This is a genomic window from Thiomonas sp. DCM-2 (assembly GCF_056820905.1).
The window spans coordinates 1,898,414-1,918,229 of sequence record NZ_CM165962.1 but is presented as its reverse complement, the minus strand read 5'-3'; the positions used below and the strand labels follow the sequence as shown (position 1 = coordinate 1,918,229).

Below are 19,816 nucleotides of genomic sequence, written 5' to 3'. Positions count from 1 at the left end.
TCAATGGTCCTGATGGGTGCGGTTCTCCTGCAGGGTATCCAGCGGGTTTTCGTTCATCACGAACAGGGCGTTGGAGCCGCTGGAGCCGTTGGAGCCAGGTGCGGTGCTGAAGATCATGTCCTTGGCGCCCATGACATAGAGCATCTGGCCGGTGAGCGTGCTGGTCTGCCCGGAGGGGTTGGACTGGGTGATGGTGATGCTCGTCGGCGCATTCAGGATGTAGGGCGAGCCGTTGGTGCTGTTGAGCGAGAAACCGGTGAAACTCACACTGACGCCGGGCTTGAAATCGTCATCGCCGTATTCATGACCATTGCCGCCGGGTAGCGCGGGGCTGAGGTTCAGTCCTGCGGTCTGCGGCATCACGCAGGCGCCCAGCACCAGGCCGCCCACGCTGGCGCCGGTGCCCATCAGCCGCACGCCGAACATGCCGCTGGTGCTCCCGCAAGAGATGCCGTCATCGTGTGATGTTCCAGACTGTCCGATCTGCATCCAGCCCGGCTGGCTGTTCTGCGGCACCAGCACGGCGTCGAATCGGGTGAGCACACCGCCGGATTGGGTGCGCCCGCCCATGCGCAGGCCATAGCCGATTGCAGCCCCAGTGGACGATGAGGAGGACGAGGCTCCGCTTGCAGGCGCGCTGGGGGCGGAGGTTGATGCCGTGCTGCCGACCACGAACCCGCTGGGCAGCAGCCCGGCCTTGCCCGCCAGCACATAGGTGTTGCCCTGGCCATCGTTGACCGTCAGGGTCATCAGGTTGCCGACGATCACCCCGGTCACGCGGCCGTCCGCCGAACTGATGTTCCCGCTGGCATCCACCGTGACCACCGTGTTCAGAATCCCCGGGGGCAGCGTGCTGGCAGGCGTTGGAACGGAGGCGGCAGACGCGGTCGAGGCCGGTGGGGTGGGCAGCATGGGCAGCGCGCTCATGCCCGATTGCGCCAGCACACCCTGCAGGCTGTAGGTGCCGGGGGCCACGGCGGGTGCGCCTTGTTCCAGGACGTCGCCGAGGTCGAGTTCGGGCGCCCAGCGCGCATCCGACGCGATGTATTGCATCAGCGCCTTGAGGTTGCCGTCGCAACTCGAACCCAGTGTGGAAGCCGCCGAATTCAGCGCGCTGGACGTTGAAGTCGCCATGCCATTGCGCGCAATGCCGCGCGCCATGTCGTCGGTGTCCGCATAGCCTGCGGGACGGGCGCAGTAGCCATCGGCCACGGCCTTGATGGCAGCGGACAGCGCGAGGATGTCGTCATGGTGCTGCGACAGCAGGGCGGCGTAGAGGGTTGGCGTGAGGTTGGCATAGCTGCCGCCTGCGGCGATGTAGACCGCCAGCGCCGCAGTGGTCACCTGGCTGATGACCAGGTTCGGCAGATTGGCCGAGGTGAGCGACCCGGCTGCGAGGACTGCGCTGCTCGTGCCCAGATAGGCGGTGAGCACGACCTTTCCGTCCGGCGACGTGGCGTTGGCGAACAGCGGAACAGACGTGTTGGGCAGGCTTGCCTGCACGGTGTAGTTGCCGCTGGCGTCTGCCGTGGCGGTGCCGACCACCACCGAGCCGGACTGACCCATCGGCGCACCCGTGGTGAAGGTCACTGTGGCATTGGCGATGGGGGCGTCGATCACCGCGCCCTTGAGTGTGGTGTTGGCCGCAGTGGGGTTGACTGCGGCGGTGCCGCCACCGCCACCTCCGCAGGCGCCGAGGCTCAGCGCCAGAGCGGCTGCGATGGGAAGGAGCTTGCGGGTGCTGTAGGAACGGGGTTGCGCGGGCTGCATGAGAGTCTCCAGTCGTCAAGGGGTGTGCCGCATGGTGATGCGTGCCGGAATAATAGATGGGAAAAAATAACATGCAATAAAAATCTTGCATTACACTGCGATCAACACCACAGCACGTGCCTTCCAGCCACTATGGGACGCCCTCCGCGCCGTCTGCCCAGCACCGCACCGCCAGAGCATCCATTGCCTGCGGCGGAGGATGTGTTGCGGGCGCTGGCACAGGTCATGGCGCCTCTGGCGCGCCTGCTGCTGGCCAGCGGTCTGGACTACACCCGTCTTGCGGCGGAACTCAAGCCTCTGTTCATCGAACAGGCCCGGCTGGAACTGCTGCGCAACGGGCAGAAAGACACGGATTCGGCCATCAGCCTGCTCAGCGGCGTGCACCGCAAGGATGTGCGCGAATGGCGCGCCAATGGCTTGCGTGGCCGCATCGCGCAGGAAATGTCGATCAGCTCGCAGGTATTCGCCCGCTGGGTGCAGGATCCGCTTTATCGTGACCGGCGCAAACGTCCAAAGGCCTTGCCGCGTCTGGGGCCCGCGCCGTCGTTCGACACCCTGGCGCGCAGCGTGACGCAGGACATCCACCCCTTCACCGCACTGACCGACCTGCTGCGCCTGGGGCTGGTGACAGTGAAGACGGTGAAGGGGCAGGAATGGATCGTGCCGCATCAGGACGGCTTTGTGCCGCCGCCCGGCTCACGCGATCTGCTCGACCTGTTCGGCGCGAATCTGTCGGATCACGCGGCTGCGGCCGTCGGCAATCTGCTGGGGCAGTCCCCGCGGCTTGAGCAGAGCGTGTTCGCGGAAGGCGTGACACCCGAATCGGCCAGGGAACTGGGCGAGCTGGCGCGCAGGCTGTGGGCGCAGGCGCGGGCCGACATGATTGCCGAGGCCACGCGGCGTTACGAGGCCGACCAGGGCCGCGCCGATGCCACCTGCCGCCTGCGTTTTGGCGCTTACTACTGGGCGGAGGACGTCGTGCAACAGACGCCCCCGCCCGACCAAACGGCAACGGGAGACGACCGTGACAATGCATAAAAAACCCATGCGCAGCCTCGGTGCCGCGGCGCTGGCTCTGTTGGTCGCCTTGCTGGCGTCCTGTGGCGGCGGGAGCACGGTCGCAACGACCGGCGGCGTCGGCACCGGAGGCACTGGTATCTCCACGGGCACCGTCACCGGTTTCGGCAGTGTGGTGCTGGACGGCACGGCCTACAACAGCGCCAGCCCGGTGTACTACGCGGGCACCGATCAAGACGTGGAGGCGCAGACCGCCTCCACCGCGGTGAATCTGGGCGACCAACTGGAGATTCGCCTCGACGCCCAAGGCCAGCCGAGCAAGGTCGTGATCGACCCCGATCTGATCGGGGCCGTGACCAGCCTCGGTGTCGGCAGTTTCACCGTCAATGGGGTGCTGGTGACGGTCAACAGCAATGCGGCTGCCGGACCGGTGACCTACTACAGCGGGCTGAACGATTTTTCCAGTCTGCAACTTGGCATGCAGGTGGAGGTGCATGGCGCTTACGGCCAGACCACCAGCGGGCAGGGCTATCTCCAGGCCACGCGCATCGCGCAGTTGCCGGGCAGCAACCTGGTCACGCGATTGACTGGCGTGGTCAGTCACCTCGATGCGGCAGGCGGCAGTTTCCAGATCGGCACGACCCTGGTGCAGACCAGTGCATCAACCGTGGTCACGCCCTCCGGCGTGCAACTCGCGAACGGGCAATTGGTCAATGTCTGGAGCAACACGCCGCCGGCGGCCAATGGCGTCATCGCCGCGGGCGCGGTGAGCGTGCGCACCCTGCGTGGGGTGTCTGGGCCGGCGCAGGTCGGCGGGCTGGTGGCGCAGTTGTCCGGCAGCCGTTTCCAGGTTGGCGGCATTCCGGTGGATGCCAGTGCGGCAAGTCTTGCCAGCACGGTGCAAGGGCTGACGAATGGCGCCTATGTGGTCGTGCAGGGGCAGTCCGATGCGAGCACAGGGATACTCACTGCCACGACCGTGCGGTCGTATGCAGATCGGCCTGCCCAGGTGGAATTGCGCGGCACCATCACCGGCTATGTGAGCGCCAGCAACTTTCTGGTGCGTGGCGTGCCGGTGGATGCCTCTGCGGCGAATGTGGCGTTCTCCGGCGGCACGGCCGCCTCGCTGCGCAACGGTGTCTATGTGGACGTGGTCGGTCAGGTGGCAAACGGAAATGGCAATCTGGTGACCGCCAGCAGCGTGAACCTCCTCAGCCGCGCGCCCGATGGTGGCACGGTGGACTATCAAGGCACGGTCGGTGCGGTGAATCTGGCTGGCGGCACCTTCACCCTCACTGCACAGGATGACGGCGCGACCCAGACCCTCCAGGTCACATTGGCCCCGAATGCCGTGTTCAGCAACGGTACGGCGGCGCAACTGATCAGCGGCGCCAGTGTGGAGATCGAGGCGACCCAGACCGCGAACGGCCTGCTGGCCTACAGCGTGTCCTTCCAGGGCGTGACTGGCGCGTCAAGCTCCAGTGAAGGGTCTGCCGCGTCCGTGCTGGAGACCAAGGGCACGCTCTACAACCTCACGAACACCAGCTTCGAGGTCAACGCCCTGACCATCCAGATCAATGGCGTGACGCCCAAGGGTGGAACGCTGGTCAACGGAGCAAAGGTGGAGGTGAGCTTCATCCAGTCCGGCGGGCAGAATCTGGCGCAGCAGATCAGCCTCGATCATTGACTTCAGGGTAAAAAAAGCCCGGCAGAGCCGGGCGAACGGGGGCCTGTCAAGGGGCCTGTTGACGCGATGTGTGTGGTGTCCTCAGTCCGCGTTCGGACCTTCGACACTGTTTTCCAGCACGGCGCCAGTCTGGGCATCCACACCGACTTCGTGCTCGGTGTTGCCCACCTTCAGGTCGAAGGAATAGCGCAGGCCGCTGCCGCCCTTTTCCTTCTCCAGTTCCTGGTCGGTGATGGTTGCACCGGGGATGGTCTTCAGCGCGATAGCGCGGGCTTCGTCCAGCGTCACCTTGGCCTCCTTGGAATACTGTGAACCGTCCATGGCATAGGCGGAGCCGGCGGCACCGGCCAGACCGAGAGCCAGCGCGCTGGCGAACAGAAATGCGGCTTTGTTGCGTTGTTGCATGATCAAACTCCTTGTGTACTCTTGCGAGCGAAACGCCGCCTGGTGCGGCGATCGCAAACCATTTGCGATAGAGGAAGTGTCGTCCTCGAAACTGAGCACTGCCTGAGCAACTCGTCACGTTTGGGTGACATCTGCATACAACGCCATCCCACCACTCTGCATACAGTGTTCGGTCTGTGAATCGACCCACCGAGGACACGATGAAAACGCCTGACACCCTTCAGCCCGCCTCCACAGCGGATGCCCCGCGCGACGCGTCCCGACGCAAGGCGCTGATGGCTTTCGGGGCACTGGGCCTGGCAGTGACCGCACAGGCGCGCGGCGCGGGCATGGGTGGCATGAGCATGGGCGGCATGGGTGGCATGTCCGGCATGGACATGGGACAGTCGCGGCCGGTGGCTGCAGCGCCGCGCGCCGGGGTGTTCAAGCGCGCCTTGCTGGTTCCGCCGGAACTTCACGGCACCGAACAGGACGGTGTGCTGCAGTACGCCCTGCGCATGGCGGCTGGTCGCAGCATGCTGGTTGACGGTCTGCACACGGCGACCTGGGGCTACAACGGCGCGGTGCTCGGCCCCACGTTGCGGGTGCCGCGTGGCAAGGCCGTGCGCATCGATCTGCACAACGCGCTCGATCAGTCCACCACCACGCACTGGCACGGCGCCCATGTGCCGGGCGAGATGGACGGCGGGCCGCAAAGCCTCATCCCGCCCGGCGGGCAGGCCCGTGTGTACTTCACCCTGCAACAACCTGCGGGCTCGCTCTGGTATCACCCTCACCCCGATACGCGGACCGGGCCGCATGTTTATGCCGGACTGGGCGGCATGCTGCTGGTGGACGACCCGGCCGACCAGCATCTTGGGCTGCCACAGCACTATGGCGTGGACGATCTGCCCCTCATCCTGCAAGACCGCCGTATCGCCGCAGATGGCCACCTGCTCTACATGACCAGCATGATGGATCGCATGGGCATGAAGGGCGACCGTTTCCTGGTCAATGGCCGCGAGCAACCTTACTGGAGTGCCCCGGCGCAATGGGTGCGTCTGCGGGTGCTCAATGCCGCCAATGCGCGGATGTTCAACCTGGCGTTTGCCGATGGACGGGCGTTTCACGTCATCGCCACCGACGCCGGTCTGTTGCCGCGCCCGGTGGCGGTGCACAGCCTGTTGCTGGCGCCGAGCGAGCGTGCCGAAATTCTGGTCGATCTACGCCGCGAGCAGGGCAGGCGACTGGTGCTGCGCAGCGATTCCGGTGCGGTCGTGCCCGGGCTGAGTTCCATGCCGATGGACGCCGACCGCGACGACCACGCAGGCTTTGACCTGCTGGAACTGCGCGTCGGCCCGCCGTCGGGCACACGCGGCCACTTGCCAGCGCGCATGGTGGATCTTCCCGTGCTGAAGGCCGACGCCCCGGTGCGGCGCTTCACGCTGCAGGGCATGTCGGGCAGCATGATGGGTGGCATGGGTGGCATGGGTGGCATGGGTGGCATGGGCGGCATGCGCTCTGCCGAGACATCTGGCCCCGGCGGCATGCGTCTCGGAACGGGTGGGGCCAAGCTGTTTTCGATCAACCACCACCACATGGACATGGAGCGCATCGATCAGCGCCTGCGACTTGGCTCCACCGAAATCTGGGAGGTGATCAACCAGGGGCATATGGCCCATCCCTTCCACTATCACAGCACCTCGTTCCAGATTCTCAGCCGTCATGGCGACACACCACCGGCGCACGAGGCCGGGTGGAAAGACACAGTGCTGGTGCGCCACGGAGAAACCGTGCGGCTGATCGCGCATTTCAACCAGCCCGCGAGTGACGCGCACCCCTTCATGTTTCACTGCCACATCCTGGAGCATGAGGACAACGGCATGATGGGGCAGTTCACCGTGGCCTGAACGCAGCCGCCGGATTCAGCCACCGAAATAGCCCGGCAGGATTTTCTGGTGCGTTGTCGCCGGGTTGTCGGCCAGCAGCTTTTTGTCGGTGGTGACGATGATCAGCCCCGCCATCGGGTCGCCGAAGCCGTGCACGGTCGGACGCTTTTTCGCCACGGTGCGCCCGCCCGGCTCCTTCACCAGTTCGGCATGCACCGAGCAGTAATAGAACTGCAGCCCGGTGTGCTTGAACGCAATCGCGTAGGTGCTCACCGGATGTCCTGGGCCGGGCGTCCCCTGCACCGCGCCATCGAAGCGGGTGCTGGTTTTGCCTGTGGCCGGGTCGTAGCCGATGATGGTGTGCGCACCGGTGTCCTGGTCGACGAACACCACGTCCTGCCCGGGGCGCACGACCACCACATTCTCCAGAAACATGTTCGCGCCGTTCATGTGCACATAGACCGGCGGCGCAGCAGCCGCGTTGCTGGCCGGCGCCAGCAGCAGGCCAACGGCCAGGGTTGCGGCGGAGTTGCGCAGCAGGTGAGGGATGCGGCGCGAGGGAGGCGATGTGTGCATGGCGATCTCCTGAACGATGGGTTGGATGCCACCGGCGCGTCCATCGCCGCACCCGGTGGGGAAAGAAACGGTCTGTCATTCAGCCCGTTGCGCCACACCGAAGCGCAACGCCAGCGGGGGCAGCACGAACAGGTTGTAGAGCAGGCTGGTGAGCAGGCCGCCGAGCAGGGCGACGGCCATCGGCCCTTCGATTTCGCGCCCTGGCGCGTGCTGGCCCAGAGCCAGCGGCAGCACGCCCAGGGCAGTGACCAGGCTGGTCATGACGATGGCCGCCAGCCGCTCGGCCACGGCGCGCTGCAGGGTGTCGGCGTTCCACTGCAGACCGCGTTCGCGCTGCAGTTGCGCAGCGTGGGCGAAGATGAGAATGGCATTGCGCAGGCTGATGCCCATCAGCGCCAGCAGGGCAATCACCGCGCCGAGCGACAGCACCCCACCCGACAGCCAGGCGGCGAACACGCCCCCGGCCCACGCGGTAGGCACCGAGAGCAGCACCAGCATCACCTGCCGCGTGGCGGTGGAGGTGGCTGCGCGCGGCGGCACATGAGAAGCCGAGGTCTGGCGCAGTGCCACGCTCAGCAGCAAGACCAGACCGGCGATCACGCCGAACACGTCCACCAGGAGGCGCTGCAGCGTGGCACTGCGCTGCGCCGCCTCGCCCGCGAACTGCAGGGTGACACCGGGAGGCATGGGCACCTGTCGGTCGATGGCCTGTGTCGCGCGCGCCACGAAGCCGGTGAGATTGCCGGATGTGGTGCTTGCCAGCACGGTCTGCACCCGCTGCCCGCCCAGATGCCGGATGTCCGACGGCCCGCTGGCCGAAGCGATGTGCGCCAGTTGTGCCAGCGGCACGAAGCCCAGCGAGGGAGTGTGGATCAGCAGATCGCCCAGCGCCTGCGGGTTGTCGCGGGCGCTGCGGTCCAGCACCACGCGCACCGGCACCGGTACCGCGCCGTGGAACACCGTGCCGGTGATGCTGCCCGCGAATGCGGTGTGGATGGCCTGCAGCACCGGCAGCGGCTGCAAGCCCCACCGACGCAGCGCGTCGGCATGCAGCGCGATGTCGAGCTGCGGCACGCCGGGTGGCGCCTGCACCTGCACCCCGGTGGCGGTGGGCAGGCGGTTCAGCACTGCGGCCACCTGGGCCGCGACGGCGTCGATGGTGTGCAAATGGTTGCCCAGCACGTTCACCACCAGCGGCGCTGCGGCGCCGCCCTCCACGGTGTTGTCCATGCGCTCGGTGAGAAAGCTGTTGACGCGAAAGCTCGCCCCGGCAAATCCGGCTAGAACGCGATCGATGGCAGCCAGCGCCTGCGCCGAATCCGCTCCCGGCTTGAGGTTCACGTCCAGCGAACTGCTCTGCGTGCCCGAGGCATCTGGCGAGAGCGTGGCGCGTCCCGTGTGCTGTGCCACCAGCCGCACTTGCGGCAGGGCTTCGAGCGCCTTCACCACCCGTGCGCCTTCGTCCAACGAGGCCGTGATCGACGCCCCCAGCGCCAGCCGCATGTGCACGACGAATTGCCCCTCCTGCAGCGGCGGCAGAAAGCTGCCACCCATGCCGCTCGCCAGCCACCCTGCGGCAGCCACGAGCAATACGGCGAGCAGCGCGGCGGGCAGCCAGTGCGGCAGCAGGCGCCGCAGCAGGCCGGTGTAGCCGCGCTGGGCGATGCGAACCGGCGCCGGGGTGTGCAGGCGTTGACCGCGCCGGGTGAGCAGCAGCGCAGCCAGCGCGGGGGTGACGGTCAGCGCCACGCCGAGCGAGGCCAGCACCGCCAGGGCATAGGCTTGTGCCAGCGGCGAAAACAGCCGCCCCGACAGCCCCGGCAACAACAGCACCGGCACGATCACCAGCAGCACTGCTGCCGTGGCATAGACCACCGCGCCGCGCACTTCCAGACAGGCCGTGAGGATGACGCGCAGCGGCGGCTGCGGCTGCGCGGCCGCAGCGTTGTCGCGCAGCCGTCGCAGGATGTTCTCGACGTCGATCACCGCGTCATCCACCACCACGCCGATGGCGATTGCCAGTCCGCCCAGGGTCATCACATTGAGCGTGACGCCCATCCACATCAGTACCGTCACGGCGCCCAGAAGCGACAGCGGTATGGCCAGCGAGGAAATCAGCGCGGCACGCCAGTCCAGCAGGGTCAGCGCAATGACCAACACCACCAGAGCAGCGCCCAGCAGCAGCGCATCGCGCACATTGCGCATGGCCAGGGTGATGAAGTCGGCCGGGCGGAACAGATTGGCATGCAGCACGATGCCCTGCGCTGCAAGACTCTCGCGGTGGCGCTGCAGCACCGCCTGCACGCCGCGCGTGACCGCAAGGGTGTTGGCCCCGAAGGACTCCTGAATCTTGAGAATGACTGCAGGCTGCCCGCCGATGCTGGCGCCGCCGATCGCCGGCAGAGGCGCATAACCGACATGCGCCACATCGCCCAACGTCACCGTGCCGTCCGGCGTGGCGCGCAGCACGGTGGCAGCGAGGGTTTGCGGCGTGGTCGCTCCTGCCTGCGCCACCAGCAGCACGCGCTGCTGCGGCGTGGGCATGAAGCCGCCGCCGAGCAGGCCGGTGGCGTTGCGCGTGGCGGCGCGGACCTGCTGCAGGTCCAGATCAAAGCGCTGCAGCGCGCCGGGGTCGACACGCACTTGCAATGCGCGCACCTGCTGGCTGAACACCAGCACATTGGCCACGCCGGGCACGGCCATGAGCTGCGGGCGGATGTCCCACTGGGCGATGGCCTGCAGGTCCATCAGCGTCTTGCGGTGCGAGGTCAGCCCCGCCATCAGCACGGTGCCGGTGCTAGACGTCAGTGGAATCAGCCGCGGTGGCCCCACGCCTGTCGGCAAATGCACGCTGGCGAGGTGTTGCGCCACGCGCCATCGGTCGTTCTGCAGTGACGTGTCGGCTTCGAAATACAGTTTCAGAATGGAAATGCCCGGCAGGCTTTTCGACGCCACCTGCTTCACCCCCAGCAGACCGCTGGCCGCGGCCTCCAGCGGGTCGGTGACCAGCAGTTCCACCTGTTCGGGCGACAGGCCGGGCGCCTCGGTCTGCACCTTCACCATCTTCGCGGCGAATTCCGGGAAGACATCGGTGCGCGCATCGCGCACGCTCCAGGCGGCAAGCGCTGCCAGCAGCACGGCCAGCGCGAGCACCACGCCACGGTGGCGGATGGATCGCGCGATCAGCGCGGCCTGCAAACCGGTGGAAAAAACACCCGAACGCCCGAAGTTGTCTTCACCCTCATGGGCAGCGGGTCGGGCGGAGTCCGGCTCTGGAGGCGTTGGATGTTGCGTCATCAGTCGTCATCTCCGCCGCTGGTCGGCAAGGCGTGTGGCTTGGGCGGTGGTGTGAGCACCAGCCCGGCGCCTTGTGTCACCACGTCCAGCGCTGGCCAGCCCGGCTGCACATAGCCGCCGTGCAGCGGCCAGGCGGTCGAGACCTTGCGGGGTGTGAACCGCAGCGCGTGGCTGGCCGTGGATGTGGCGACGAACACCCCCGCCTGCCCGCCGCTCCACACCACCGCGCTGGCGGGCAGCCAGACGCCGGCCTGCGCCTGCGCCGATTGCACCGACGCCTGCAGACTCAACCCCGGCATCAGACCGTTCGTCGCGGGGGCGACGAGCACTTCGCGCAAGCCCTGCAACTGGCTGGATGCCGCCGCAGCCGGGCCGATCACACGGGCCGACACGGTGTGTGCGCCGCCCGGAATCTGCAGCCGTACTTGTGCCGCTGGGGGCAGCGTGCGGCCGGGTGGCAGACTGAGATCGACGATCAGCTCGCGCCCGTTCAGGATGGACTGACGCAGGCGCGCATCGTGCTGCAGCAGCAAAGTCAGGGCCGGGCCGAGATCGGCGGTGATCTGGGCCTGCGCCACACCGAAGGCCGCCTGCGCGCCGCCCACCTCGGCCCTGGCCTGCACCGCGCCGGCCTGCGCCTGCTGCACGGTGGCGAGCGCGACATTCTGCCCGGCGTCATACAGCCCCTCGGCACGCTGTGTCTGCAGTGTGGCGAGCTGAAGACGGCTTTTTGCGACCGCAATCTGCGCCTGCGCCGCCTCCAGTGCACTGAAGTCGCGCAACAGCGCAGCCGTGCTCCGCACCGTGGCGCTGGCGGTGAACTGCGGGCGATACGCCGCAGAAGCGCAGTGCTGAATCTGCAAACCCGCAGAGGCGCGTTGCGCCGCGGTCCACACCACCTCTTGCGGCAAGGCGGCATGCACCACAGCGGTGAGCAGCCCGGCGAGGAGCAGACCTGCCGTGAGCAGGACGCTTGTACGGGACAGTCGTTTGAAACACGCTTGCATTCGGATTCACTCCGTGCGCCAGACGACGCGGGACAGGTGGGTGGGGTTGGTCTCGGGGAGGGCGCCGGGTCGCCGTGTCTGCGTGGACGCAATGCGCAGCTGCAATGCGGCCTGCAGGGCCGAGAAGGCCTGCCATTGCGCGGCGTGCGCCTGCAACGCGGCCTGTTCCGTCTTCAGCAGCCGCATTTGCGCACGCAGCGTATGTACCGGGCCGATCAGCCCTTTGGCCTGTGCGGCGTTGTCGGCGGCCCACAGGGCGCGGTTCACGGCCATCAACTGTGCACTCTGGCGAGCCTGCTGCCGTGCCGCGCTCAGTGCGGCTTCGGCCTGCTCGATGTGGGCGAGCGCCTGCGCCTGTGCCTGCTGCAGCAGAGCCTGCTGCTGCGCGAGCCGGGCGCGTGCGGCGGCAATCTGTCCCTGATGCTGGTTGAACAGCGGCATCGGCACGCGCACGCCAACCATCAGCCGGTTCACCCCCTGATCGCGCTCGGCGCCCGGAGCGATGGAGGGCGGCACGCCATCGCGCAAGGCCTGCGCCACCTGCAAGGCAGCCTGCGCTGCCTGCACGCGCTGCCAGGCGGCGCGCACATCGTCGCGGCGTTCCAGCGCCGCGCGGCGCAGGCGGTCCAGGCGAGCGGCGTCGGGGTCTGGCGGGGCGGCGTGCAGCTCGAAAAAATCCAGGCGCGCGTGCTGCAAGGCGGTCTCCGGCACGCCGATGGCCGCAGCCAGCGCAATCTGCGCGGCATGGGCGATGCCGCGATCGCGGCTGACCTGCAGCGCGGCATCCTGCGCGGCCTGCTGTGCCAGTGCGGCGGCCAGCGGCGCGTCCAGGCCGGCCTGCGCCCGCGCCGCAGTGCGGCCCTGCAAGGCCAGCGCGGTGTCCAGCACCTGCTGTTGCAGGCGGAGTTGCTGGCGTGCGGCCCAGAGCGCGATGCCCGCCCGTTGCACTCTTGAGCGCACCTGCCAGCGCACCGCGTGCAGCAGCAGCTGCGCGGCGTGCACACCCGCCTGGGCCTGCGCCGTCTGCGCCGCGCGCTGGGCATGCGACTCCAGCAGCAGGCCAATGGCGGCACCCACCGTCCACGGGCTGGGCGCCATCAGCGTTGCGGCGCTGCCGTATTTCAGCCCGAGCTGCAGGCTGGGGTTGGGGCGCTGCCGGGCGATGCGCAGATCGGCTTCGGCCAGCTGCACACTGGCGCGTCCCACCCGCAGGCTGGGGTGGAAATACAGCGCGGCCAGACTCAGGCGCTGCAGCGTCCAGGCTTGCCCGGCCGCTTGTGGCGCTCCGGCCTGCGTGGCGAGAAAGCGCTGCAGGCCGGGATCGGACAGGCTGCGCTGCTCCAGCGCCTGCGCGCTCGCCAGCGGCGTGATCGCGGGCCGCGCGGGCGGCGCACTGGCGCAGCCACCCAGCAGGGCTGCGAGCATCACAGCCAGCAGAGGTTTGCGGTATGCAGGCCGGCAAGGGGGTGTTTCCATGCGCTCATGCTGCGCCGCAAAGTCTGGCGCCGACATGAACGGCGCATGACGATTCCGTCATGTTGCAGACGGATACGCCAGGTTGCCGCGCATCGATCGACAATCGCGCCATGCGCATTTTGATTGTCGAAGACGAAGCCAAGACCGCTGCCTATCTGAAGCGCGGTCTCGGGGAGAATGGTTTTGTCGCAGACGTCGCGGCCGACGGCATCGACGGCCTGCATCTGGCGCTGACCCATCCCTACGACCTCATCATCCTCGACGCCATGCTGCCCGGGCGTGACGGCTGGAGCGTGCTGCGTGAACTGCGCGCGCGCCAGACCACGCCAGTGCTCATGCTCACCGCGCGCGACGGCGTCGCCGACCGTGTCCGCGGCCTGGAACTGGGGGCCGACGACTATCTGGTCAAGCCCTTCGCGTTTTCGGAATTGCTGGCGCGGGTGCGCAGCGTGCTGCGGCGCGGCCCGGCGCGGCTTCCCGATGTGGTGGACGTGGCCGATCTGCGCATCGACCTGCAGCGCCAGCGCGCCGAGCGTGCGGGCCAGCGGCTGGCACTCACGCCCAAGGAATTCGCGCTGTTGTCGCTGCTGGCACGGCGTGCCGGCGAGGTGCTGTCGCGCACGTTGATCGCCGAGCAGGTGTGGGACATGAATTTCGACAGCGACACCAATGTGGTGGACGTCCACATCCGGCGCCTGCGCAGCAAGCTCGACGACCCGTTCACCGCGCCATTGCTGCACACCGTGCGCGGCGTGGGCTATGTCCTGGAGGCACGCGATGCGCAGTGAGGCAGGAGGAGACGCCCCTGCCTTCGCTCCCGCCCCGCTGGCGGGCAGGGCCGGGCAGGGGAGCGGCGCAGCGCGCTGGACCGAGTTTGCGCTGAACCGTCTGCGCCAGTACGGCCTGCCGCCGCGTTCGCTTGCGGCGCGCATGGCCAGCACCTTCGCGCTCACACTGGCGCTCATCCTGCTGGTCGCCAGCAGCTGGGTGTACTGGGGCCTGAGCGCGCGCATGATGCAGGAGGACCGTGAATCGGTGCAGCGCAAGCTCGACACCGTGGCCGCCCTGCTGCAGAACCTGCCGGTGCAAAGCGATGCGCTGCGGCAGGAGGCCGATCTCAAGCTGCCGCCGGATGCGCCACGCGATCTGTTCTTGCGGCTGCGCACTGCCGGTGGTGCGGTGCTGCTGCAGACGCCGGGGTTCAATCCGGCCCTGACCGCTGCAGACTTTCAATGGCCCGACGCGCAGGGTGTGCCGCAACTGCACAAGGCGCATCTGCCGCACGACCTGCATTTCCTTACCGCCATGCTGCCGCTGACCGCCCGCACCACGCCGGGCGCGGCGCCCGAGGCCATGCGCCTGGAGGTGGCGCTCAACCGCACGGCGGAGTCGCGCATTCTGGCTGATTACCGCTTGCGCCTTGCCGTGGTGTTGCTCGCTGCCATCGTGACTGCGGCGGCGGCGGGCTACGGCATTGCCTGGCGGGGCCTGCGCCCACTGCGCCACATGGCCGACGCGGCCCGCGACATCGGCGCGCAGGATCTGCACCGACGGCTGGACACCCGCCAGCTTCCCGATGAGCTGCAGACCTTGGCGCTGGCGTTCAACGCCACGCTGCAGCGGCTGGAAGAGTCATTCGGCCGCATTTCGCAGTTTTCCGCCGACATCGCGCATGAATTGCGCACGCCGCTCTCCAATCTGTGGGGCGGGCTTGAGGTGGCGCTGGGCCGTCCGCGCGAACCGGCGCAGTACCACGAGGCGCTGGAATCGGCGGTGGAGGAATGCGCGCGGCTGTCGCAGATGATCCAGGCCCTGCTGTTCCTGGCGCAGACCGAGCACCCCGATACCGCGCTGCGTCTGGAGTCGCTGGATGTGGAGCGCGAGCTGCGCGCGCTGGCCGAGTTCTTCGACGCCACGGCAGCCGAAGCCGGTGTGCGCCTCGCAGTTCACGCCGCGCCACAATGCATCCTGCAAGCCGACCGCATGTTGTTGCAACGCGCGCTGGCCAACCTCATCGGCAATGCGCTGGCGCATACCCCGCGCGGCGGAACGGTGACGCTGAGCGCCCATCCGCAGGACAGCAGCGTGCGCTTCGAGGTGGTCGACACCGGCTGCGGCATCGCCCCCGAGCACCTGCCGTTTCTGTTCGATCGGTTCTACCGCGCCGACCCGGCGCGCAGCCGAAGCCGCGGCGGACTTGGATTGGGTCTGGCGCTGGTGCGCAATATCGTGCGTCTGCACGGCGGCGAGGTTGGCGTGGAAAGCCGCCCCGGCCACGGCACCCGCATCCTGCTGGACTGGCCCCTGCGCTGAGGCGAGCGGCAACGGGCTGAGGCAGCCCTCACTCAGTGGTCATCACGGTCGTGACCGTGGCCGTGACCTTTTCCGTGGTCGTCGCCGTGACCCTTGCCATGCCCCCGGTCATGGCGATCCGGGCCGTGTCCAGGTTTGGGGCCTTCGGCCCTGAAGCGCCTCCACTGCGGATCACGGTCGTAGCGGTAGGCACGGTCTTGTGCGCGCTGCCAGTCGCGATCGTGGAACTTGCGCAGACCCGGGGGTATGCGCTCGGCAGGGTGCCACGGGCCACCATAGCCCGGGCCGACGTACCAGCGGCCGCCGCTGTTGTAGTAATACACGCCGCCCAGATAGAACAGAGGCTGGGCAATGCCCAGAGCGACATAGCCGCCAAATTCGGGCAGCCAGATCATGGTCGGCGGTGCCGACACGACCACCGGAGGCGGCACATAGACCGGCTGCGGCGCGACATAGACCGGCGGCGGTGGCGGCGTGCCGATGCTGAACTGGATGCTGACGGGTGGGCCTTCAGCATGCGCTGGCAAGGCCAGCGCACCGGCGCCGAGCAGAAGTGCGGAAAGGATCAGATTGGGTTTCATGAGGGCTTGAACGTCTTTGGGGTGAGAACGTTGACAGCAGGGCAAGGGCAAGACGCATGCACAGCCTACTTCAGTGCTGCCCAAGCCCGACGCAGCGCACGGCTTCCTTACACTGCGACAAACCGGGAGAAATGCGCCATGACAACGACACCCTATCTTCTGACCATTGCCGGGCACGACCCGACCGGCGGCGCGGGCCTGACAGCCGATCTGGCCACCTGGAGCGCGCTGGGCTGGCGTGGTGCCAGCATCACGTCGGCGCTGACCGCGCAAAATTCCTATGGCGTTCAGGCCGTGCAGGCAATCGATGTGGAGTTGCTGCGCAGCAGTCTGCGCACCCTGCTGGCCGACGGTGAGCCCGCTGCGATCAAGATCGGCATGCTGGGCAACGCGGCAGTGGCCGAAGAAGTGGCGCAGTTCATCGAGGCACGTGCGTGCCCGGTGGTGTGGGACCCGGTGCTGGCCGCCAGCGACGGCACGCCGCTGTGGACGCAGGCGCACGGCGGCGGGCTGGCCATGCGGCTGGCGCACCGCGCCGAACTCATCACCCCCAACCGGGTGGAGGCCAGCGCGCTGCTCGATCTGCCGGCCTGGGACATGGGGCCACCGCCGGCTGCGTGGATCACCGCGATCCGCAGCCGTTGGCTGGAGCCCGGTGCGCCGAACCGGGCGGTGGTGGTGAAGGGCGGACATGCCTGGGGAGCGCACAGCACTGACTGGTACATCTCCCGCAGCACCGTGCTGCCGCTGGTCAGCCGTCGCCTGCCGCGCAGCGCGCATGGTTCGGGCTGCGTGCATTCCAGCGTGTGCGCCGCCAGGCTGGCCGAGGACTGGAGCATGCTCGACGCCGCGACCGAGGCGCAGCTGCGTGTGCATGCCGGAATCGATCAGGCCGTCACCATCGGCCCGGGTCGTCCCAATACCCGCAGCGATGCGCAACCGAATTGCGATGATCTGCCCTGGCAGCCGCTGCCCGGCCAGGCAGAGGATGCCCCGCCCGAGTTCGCCCGACTGATCGGCCATCTGGGCTTCTATCCCGTGGTCCCGGATGTGGACTGGGTGCTGCGCCTGCTGGAGTGGGGTGTGTGCACCATTCAGCTGCGCATCAAGGATGTCGAGGGCGCTGCCCTGCGCATGCAGATCCGCACTGCGGTGCAGGCGGCACGCGAGGTGCCAGGCACGCAGCTGTTCATCAACGATCATTGGCGCGAGGCGCTGGACGTGGGTGCCTACGGCGTGCATCTCGGGCAGGACGATGTGCATACCGCCGACCTGCCCGCCCTCAACGCGGCGGGGCTGCGGCTGGGCCTGAGCACCCATACCCCGGCCGAGATGTCCCGCGCGCATGCACTGCGGCCCTCGTACATCGCACTTGGACCGGTGTTTCCCACCACGCTGAAGGTCATGCCTTATCGTCCGCTGGGTTTGGAGCGCCTGACGATGTGGCGGCAGTGGCTGTCACCGCGCTACCCGGTGGTGGCCATCGGCGGCATTGCGCTGAACCAGATGCCGGAGGTGCGCGCCACGGGGGTGTCGGGTGCCGCGGTGGTCAGCGCGGTGACGCAGGCCGCCAACCCGCGGCTGGCCGTGCGCGAGGCACTGCACATCTGGCCCGCCTGTGCGGACGAGGCGGTGGCGCAGGCGATGGTGTAGCCGCGTCGCAGGCCGACTGCCTGATGGGGTGTCTTTGTGGTGGCCTTCGGAAAAGTTCGCGCGATTCTGCTGTCAAAAAATGAAATCTCTCTGAAATCTTGCGTCTTCTTTCATCAAAAATGTGAAGCAACGTCGCTGATGCAAACAAATGCAATAGTTTGAATGTTTCGTTTGAAATGACATACCCGCAGGACTATGGTCGATTCAAGACCGGTTGCGACAAGGGTTGTCTGATTGGCGTTTCTGGTCCCCAGGGCGCGGAGGGTTCCGTCCTGGATCACCAACTCACTTCAGGAGAACGCCATGAGCACAAACAAGCCACGGGTTTTGATTCTGGGCGGCAATTTCGCCGGTCTGGGCAGTGCGCAGGAAATCCGCAAATATGCGGGTGATAGCGTCGACATCACCGTGATCGACCGCAAGCCCTATTTGCTGTACGTCCCCAACATTCCGGCTGAGGTGTTCGAGAACCGCAACCCGCAGCTCACCATGACCATGGACATCCTGGAGCCGCTGCACGACATCGGCGCACGCTTCATCCAGGGAGAAGTCACCGCGCTCGACGTGGATGCCAGGCGCGTCGACTATGTGCCGAGTGAGCGCCCGGGTGCGGCGCCCACGTCCACGACCTACGACTATCTGGTGGTCGCGCTGGGCAACCGGCTGGCCTTCGACAAGATCGAAGGCTTCGCCCAGTTCGGCCACACCGTCACCGACAACACCTACGGCGAAGCGCTGCGCCAGTACCTGATGCACGACTACAAGGGCGGGCCGATCGCCATCGGCTCGGCGCGCTTCACCCAGGGCGATGGTGCCAAGGGGCTGGCACCCTATCCTGGCGGCAGCATTCCGTCCGCCGAGGCCGCCTGCGAAGGCCCGCCGGTGGAAACCATGCTGGCCTGTGCCACCTGGCTTGGGCAAAACGGCAAGGGCGGGCCGGACAAGATCACCGTGTTCACTCCGGCAGCGCTGATTGCGGAAGACGCGGGTGAGAAAGTGGTGGGTCAGTTGCTCGACATCGCCAGCGGCATGGGCTTTCACTACATGAACAAGACGCACGACATCAAGCGGTTGACCAAGGAGGGCGTGGAGTTCGCCAACGGCCAGTCGGTCGAGGCCGAGCTGAAAATCATTTTCCCCGACTGGACGCCGCATGCCTTCCTCAAGGGGCTGCCAATCAGCGACAGCGAGGGCTTCATCATCACTGACCTGCTGATGCGCAACCCAAAATACCCCACCGTGTTCGCCGCTGGAGACTGCGCTGCCGTCACTGTGCCCAAGCTCGGCGCCATCGGCCACCAGCAGACCGAGATCGTCGGCAAACAGATCGCCAAGGACATGAAGCGCCTGACTCCGGAGCAAGCCGATGGCAAGCTGGAGCCGGTGGTGTACTGCATCGGCGACATTGGCAACAACCAGGCGTTCTATATCCGCTCCAACTCCTGGTTTGGCGGTGACACCCAGGTGCTCAAGCTCGGCCACATCCCCTATCTGCTGAAGATGCAGTACAAGAACCTGTTCTTCCGGTCCAAGGGAAAGATGCCGCCCTGGGGGCTGGATGCCGCGCGCATCATGGCGGAAAAAATCGCGGGCTGAGCCGCGCACGGGAGACCAAGATGAACATGACCGACACCCCGAACACGGCGCTGGCACCGGCAGCGCCGCAACTCAGCGCCACCCAATGGGCCGCGCTGGGCCGCATGGCCGACCGGTATGCCCAGGCGGAAGAACTGGGCAGCTTCGCAGTGAAGAACCTCGGCGCAGAAATGACCGAGGCGGTGCTCACTCTCACCGAACTCGTGCAAGACCCCAAGCTGTTACCCGCCGTGCGCGAGCTGCTCGCCACGCTGGTGACCTTGTACGAGGTGGGGGCGCTGCGCCAATTGCGCGACAACGCCATCCTGGCGGCAGAAGGCTTGCGCGATACCGATCTGAATTCCACCATGACTCAGATGCTCAAGCTGCCAGACAAAATCAGCGCGGTGATCGACCAGGCGGCGCAGGGCGCCTCGGACAAATCACTCGGCGGCTTCGGCGGCTTGATGCACATGCTGCGCGACAGGGAAGTGCAGCACGGCATCCAGACCCTGGCGCGCATGGCGGGGGCGTTGAATACGCCGACCACAAAAGAGGCGCACTGAACACGCGCACCGAGCGCGCCCGTCG

The 19,816-nt window shown here is 67.2% G+C and carries 15 protein-coding genes; 8 read left to right on the top strand and 7 right to left on the bottom strand.

The features are described from left to right. Positions 1–1,770, bottom strand: coding sequence for a hypothetical protein (locus AC1ZQA_RS09175; protein ID WP_482676669.1), 1,770 nt, complete (start codon positions 1,768–1,770; stop codon positions 1–3). Positions 1,771–1,902: 132 nt separating this feature from the next. On the opposite strand from AC1ZQA_RS09175, the gene AC1ZQA_RS09170 reads away from it, so the two are divergent. Together AC1ZQA_RS09170 and AC1ZQA_RS09165 are read left to right on the top strand one after the other, a co-directional pair. Continuing rightward, the gene (locus AC1ZQA_RS09170; protein ID WP_482676668.1) at positions 1,903–2,808 is read left to right on the top strand and encodes a DUF6502 family protein; all 906 of its coding nucleotides are present in this window, start codon (positions 1,903–1,905) and stop codon (positions 2,806–2,808) included. Then, entirely contained in the window at positions 2,801–4,474 is a 1,674-nt protein-coding gene (locus AC1ZQA_RS09165; protein WP_482679307.1) for a DUF5666 domain-containing protein, read from the top strand. The genes AC1ZQA_RS09170 and AC1ZQA_RS09165 overlap by 8 nt, the downstream gene beginning before the upstream one ends. Positions 4,475–4,555: 81 nt before the next feature. On the opposite strand, the gene AC1ZQA_RS09160 is transcribed toward AC1ZQA_RS09165, so the two are convergent. Then, on the bottom strand, positions 4,556–4,879 hold the full coding sequence (locus AC1ZQA_RS09160) for a PepSY domain-containing protein (RefSeq protein ID WP_427944409.1): 324 nt from the start codon (positions 4,877–4,879) through the stop codon (positions 4,556–4,558). Between the two features lie 200 nt (positions 4,880–5,079). On the opposite strand from AC1ZQA_RS09160, the gene AC1ZQA_RS09155 reads away from it, so the two are divergent. Then, positions 5,080–6,768 (top strand): multicopper oxidase family protein, encoded by a 1,689-nt coding sequence (locus AC1ZQA_RS09155; protein WP_482676667.1) that lies wholly within the window; start codon positions 5,080–5,082, stop codon positions 6,766–6,768. 15 nt (positions 6,769–6,783) lie between these two features. Here the strand turns inward: AC1ZQA_RS09155 and AC1ZQA_RS09150 are convergent, their stop codons facing one another. From AC1ZQA_RS09150 to AC1ZQA_RS09135, 4 genes are all read right to left on the bottom strand, one after another. After that, positions 6,784–7,323, bottom strand: a complete 540-nt coding sequence (locus AC1ZQA_RS09150) for a cupredoxin domain-containing protein (protein ID WP_482676666.1) — start codon at positions 7,321–7,323, stop codon at positions 6,784–6,786. A gap of 75 nt (positions 7,324–7,398) precedes the next feature. Next, positions 7,399–10,620, bottom strand: a complete 3,222-nt coding sequence (locus AC1ZQA_RS09145; RefSeq protein ID WP_482676665.1) for an efflux RND transporter permease subunit — start codon at positions 10,618–10,620, stop codon at positions 7,399–7,401. Continuing rightward, complete coding sequence (locus AC1ZQA_RS09140) at positions 10,620–11,627, bottom strand: efflux RND transporter periplasmic adaptor subunit (RefSeq protein WP_482676664.1); 1,008 nt, start codon at positions 11,625–11,627, stop codon at positions 10,620–10,622. Before AC1ZQA_RS09140 ends, AC1ZQA_RS09145 begins: the two co-directional genes overlap by 1 nt. 6 nt (positions 11,628–11,633) lie before the next feature. Next, entirely contained in the window at positions 11,634–13,052 is a 1,419-nt protein-coding gene (locus AC1ZQA_RS09135) for a TolC family protein (protein WP_482676663.1), read from the bottom strand. Between the two features lie 161 nt (positions 13,053–13,213). On the opposite strand from AC1ZQA_RS09135, the gene AC1ZQA_RS09130 reads away from it, so the two are divergent. Further along, positions 13,214–13,891 (top strand): heavy metal response regulator transcription factor, encoded by a 678-nt coding sequence (locus AC1ZQA_RS09130; RefSeq protein ID WP_482676662.1) that lies wholly within the window; start codon positions 13,214–13,216, stop codon positions 13,889–13,891. Beyond that, entirely contained in the window at positions 13,881–15,416 is a 1,536-nt protein-coding gene (locus tag AC1ZQA_RS09125) for a heavy metal sensor histidine kinase (RefSeq protein WP_482676661.1), read from the top strand. Before AC1ZQA_RS09130 ends, AC1ZQA_RS09125 begins: the two co-directional genes overlap by 11 nt. Positions 15,417–15,448: 32 nt before the next feature. Here the strand turns inward: AC1ZQA_RS09125 and AC1ZQA_RS09120 are convergent, their stop codons facing one another. Further along, on the bottom strand, positions 15,449–15,997 hold the full coding sequence (locus AC1ZQA_RS09120; RefSeq protein WP_482676660.1) for a hypothetical protein: 549 nt from the start codon (positions 15,995–15,997) through the stop codon (positions 15,449–15,451). A 138-nt stretch (positions 15,998–16,135) separates the two neighbouring features. Between AC1ZQA_RS09120 and AC1ZQA_RS09115 the strand changes: the two genes are divergently transcribed. The 3 genes from AC1ZQA_RS09115 to AC1ZQA_RS09105 all read left to right on the top strand — a co-directional run bounded on the left by AC1ZQA_RS09115 (position 16,136) and on the right by AC1ZQA_RS09105 (position 19,791). Further along, complete coding sequence (locus tag AC1ZQA_RS09115; RefSeq protein WP_482676659.1) at positions 16,136–17,650, top strand: bifunctional hydroxymethylpyrimidine kinase/phosphomethylpyrimidine kinase; 1,515 nt, start codon at positions 16,136–16,138, stop codon at positions 17,648–17,650. A 303-nt stretch (positions 17,651–17,953) separates the two neighbouring features. After that, positions 17,954–19,246, top strand: coding sequence for an NAD(P)/FAD-dependent oxidoreductase (locus tag AC1ZQA_RS09110; RefSeq protein ID WP_482676658.1), 1,293 nt, complete (start codon positions 17,954–17,956; stop codon positions 19,244–19,246). 20 nt (positions 19,247–19,266) lie between these two features. After that, positions 19,267–19,791 carry a helical membrane plugin domain-containing protein gene (locus AC1ZQA_RS09105; protein WP_482676657.1) on the top strand — a complete coding sequence of 175 codons (525 nt, stop codon included), beginning with the start codon at positions 19,267–19,269 and terminating at the stop codon, positions 19,789–19,791. Positions 19,792–19,816: the final 25 nt, after the last annotated feature.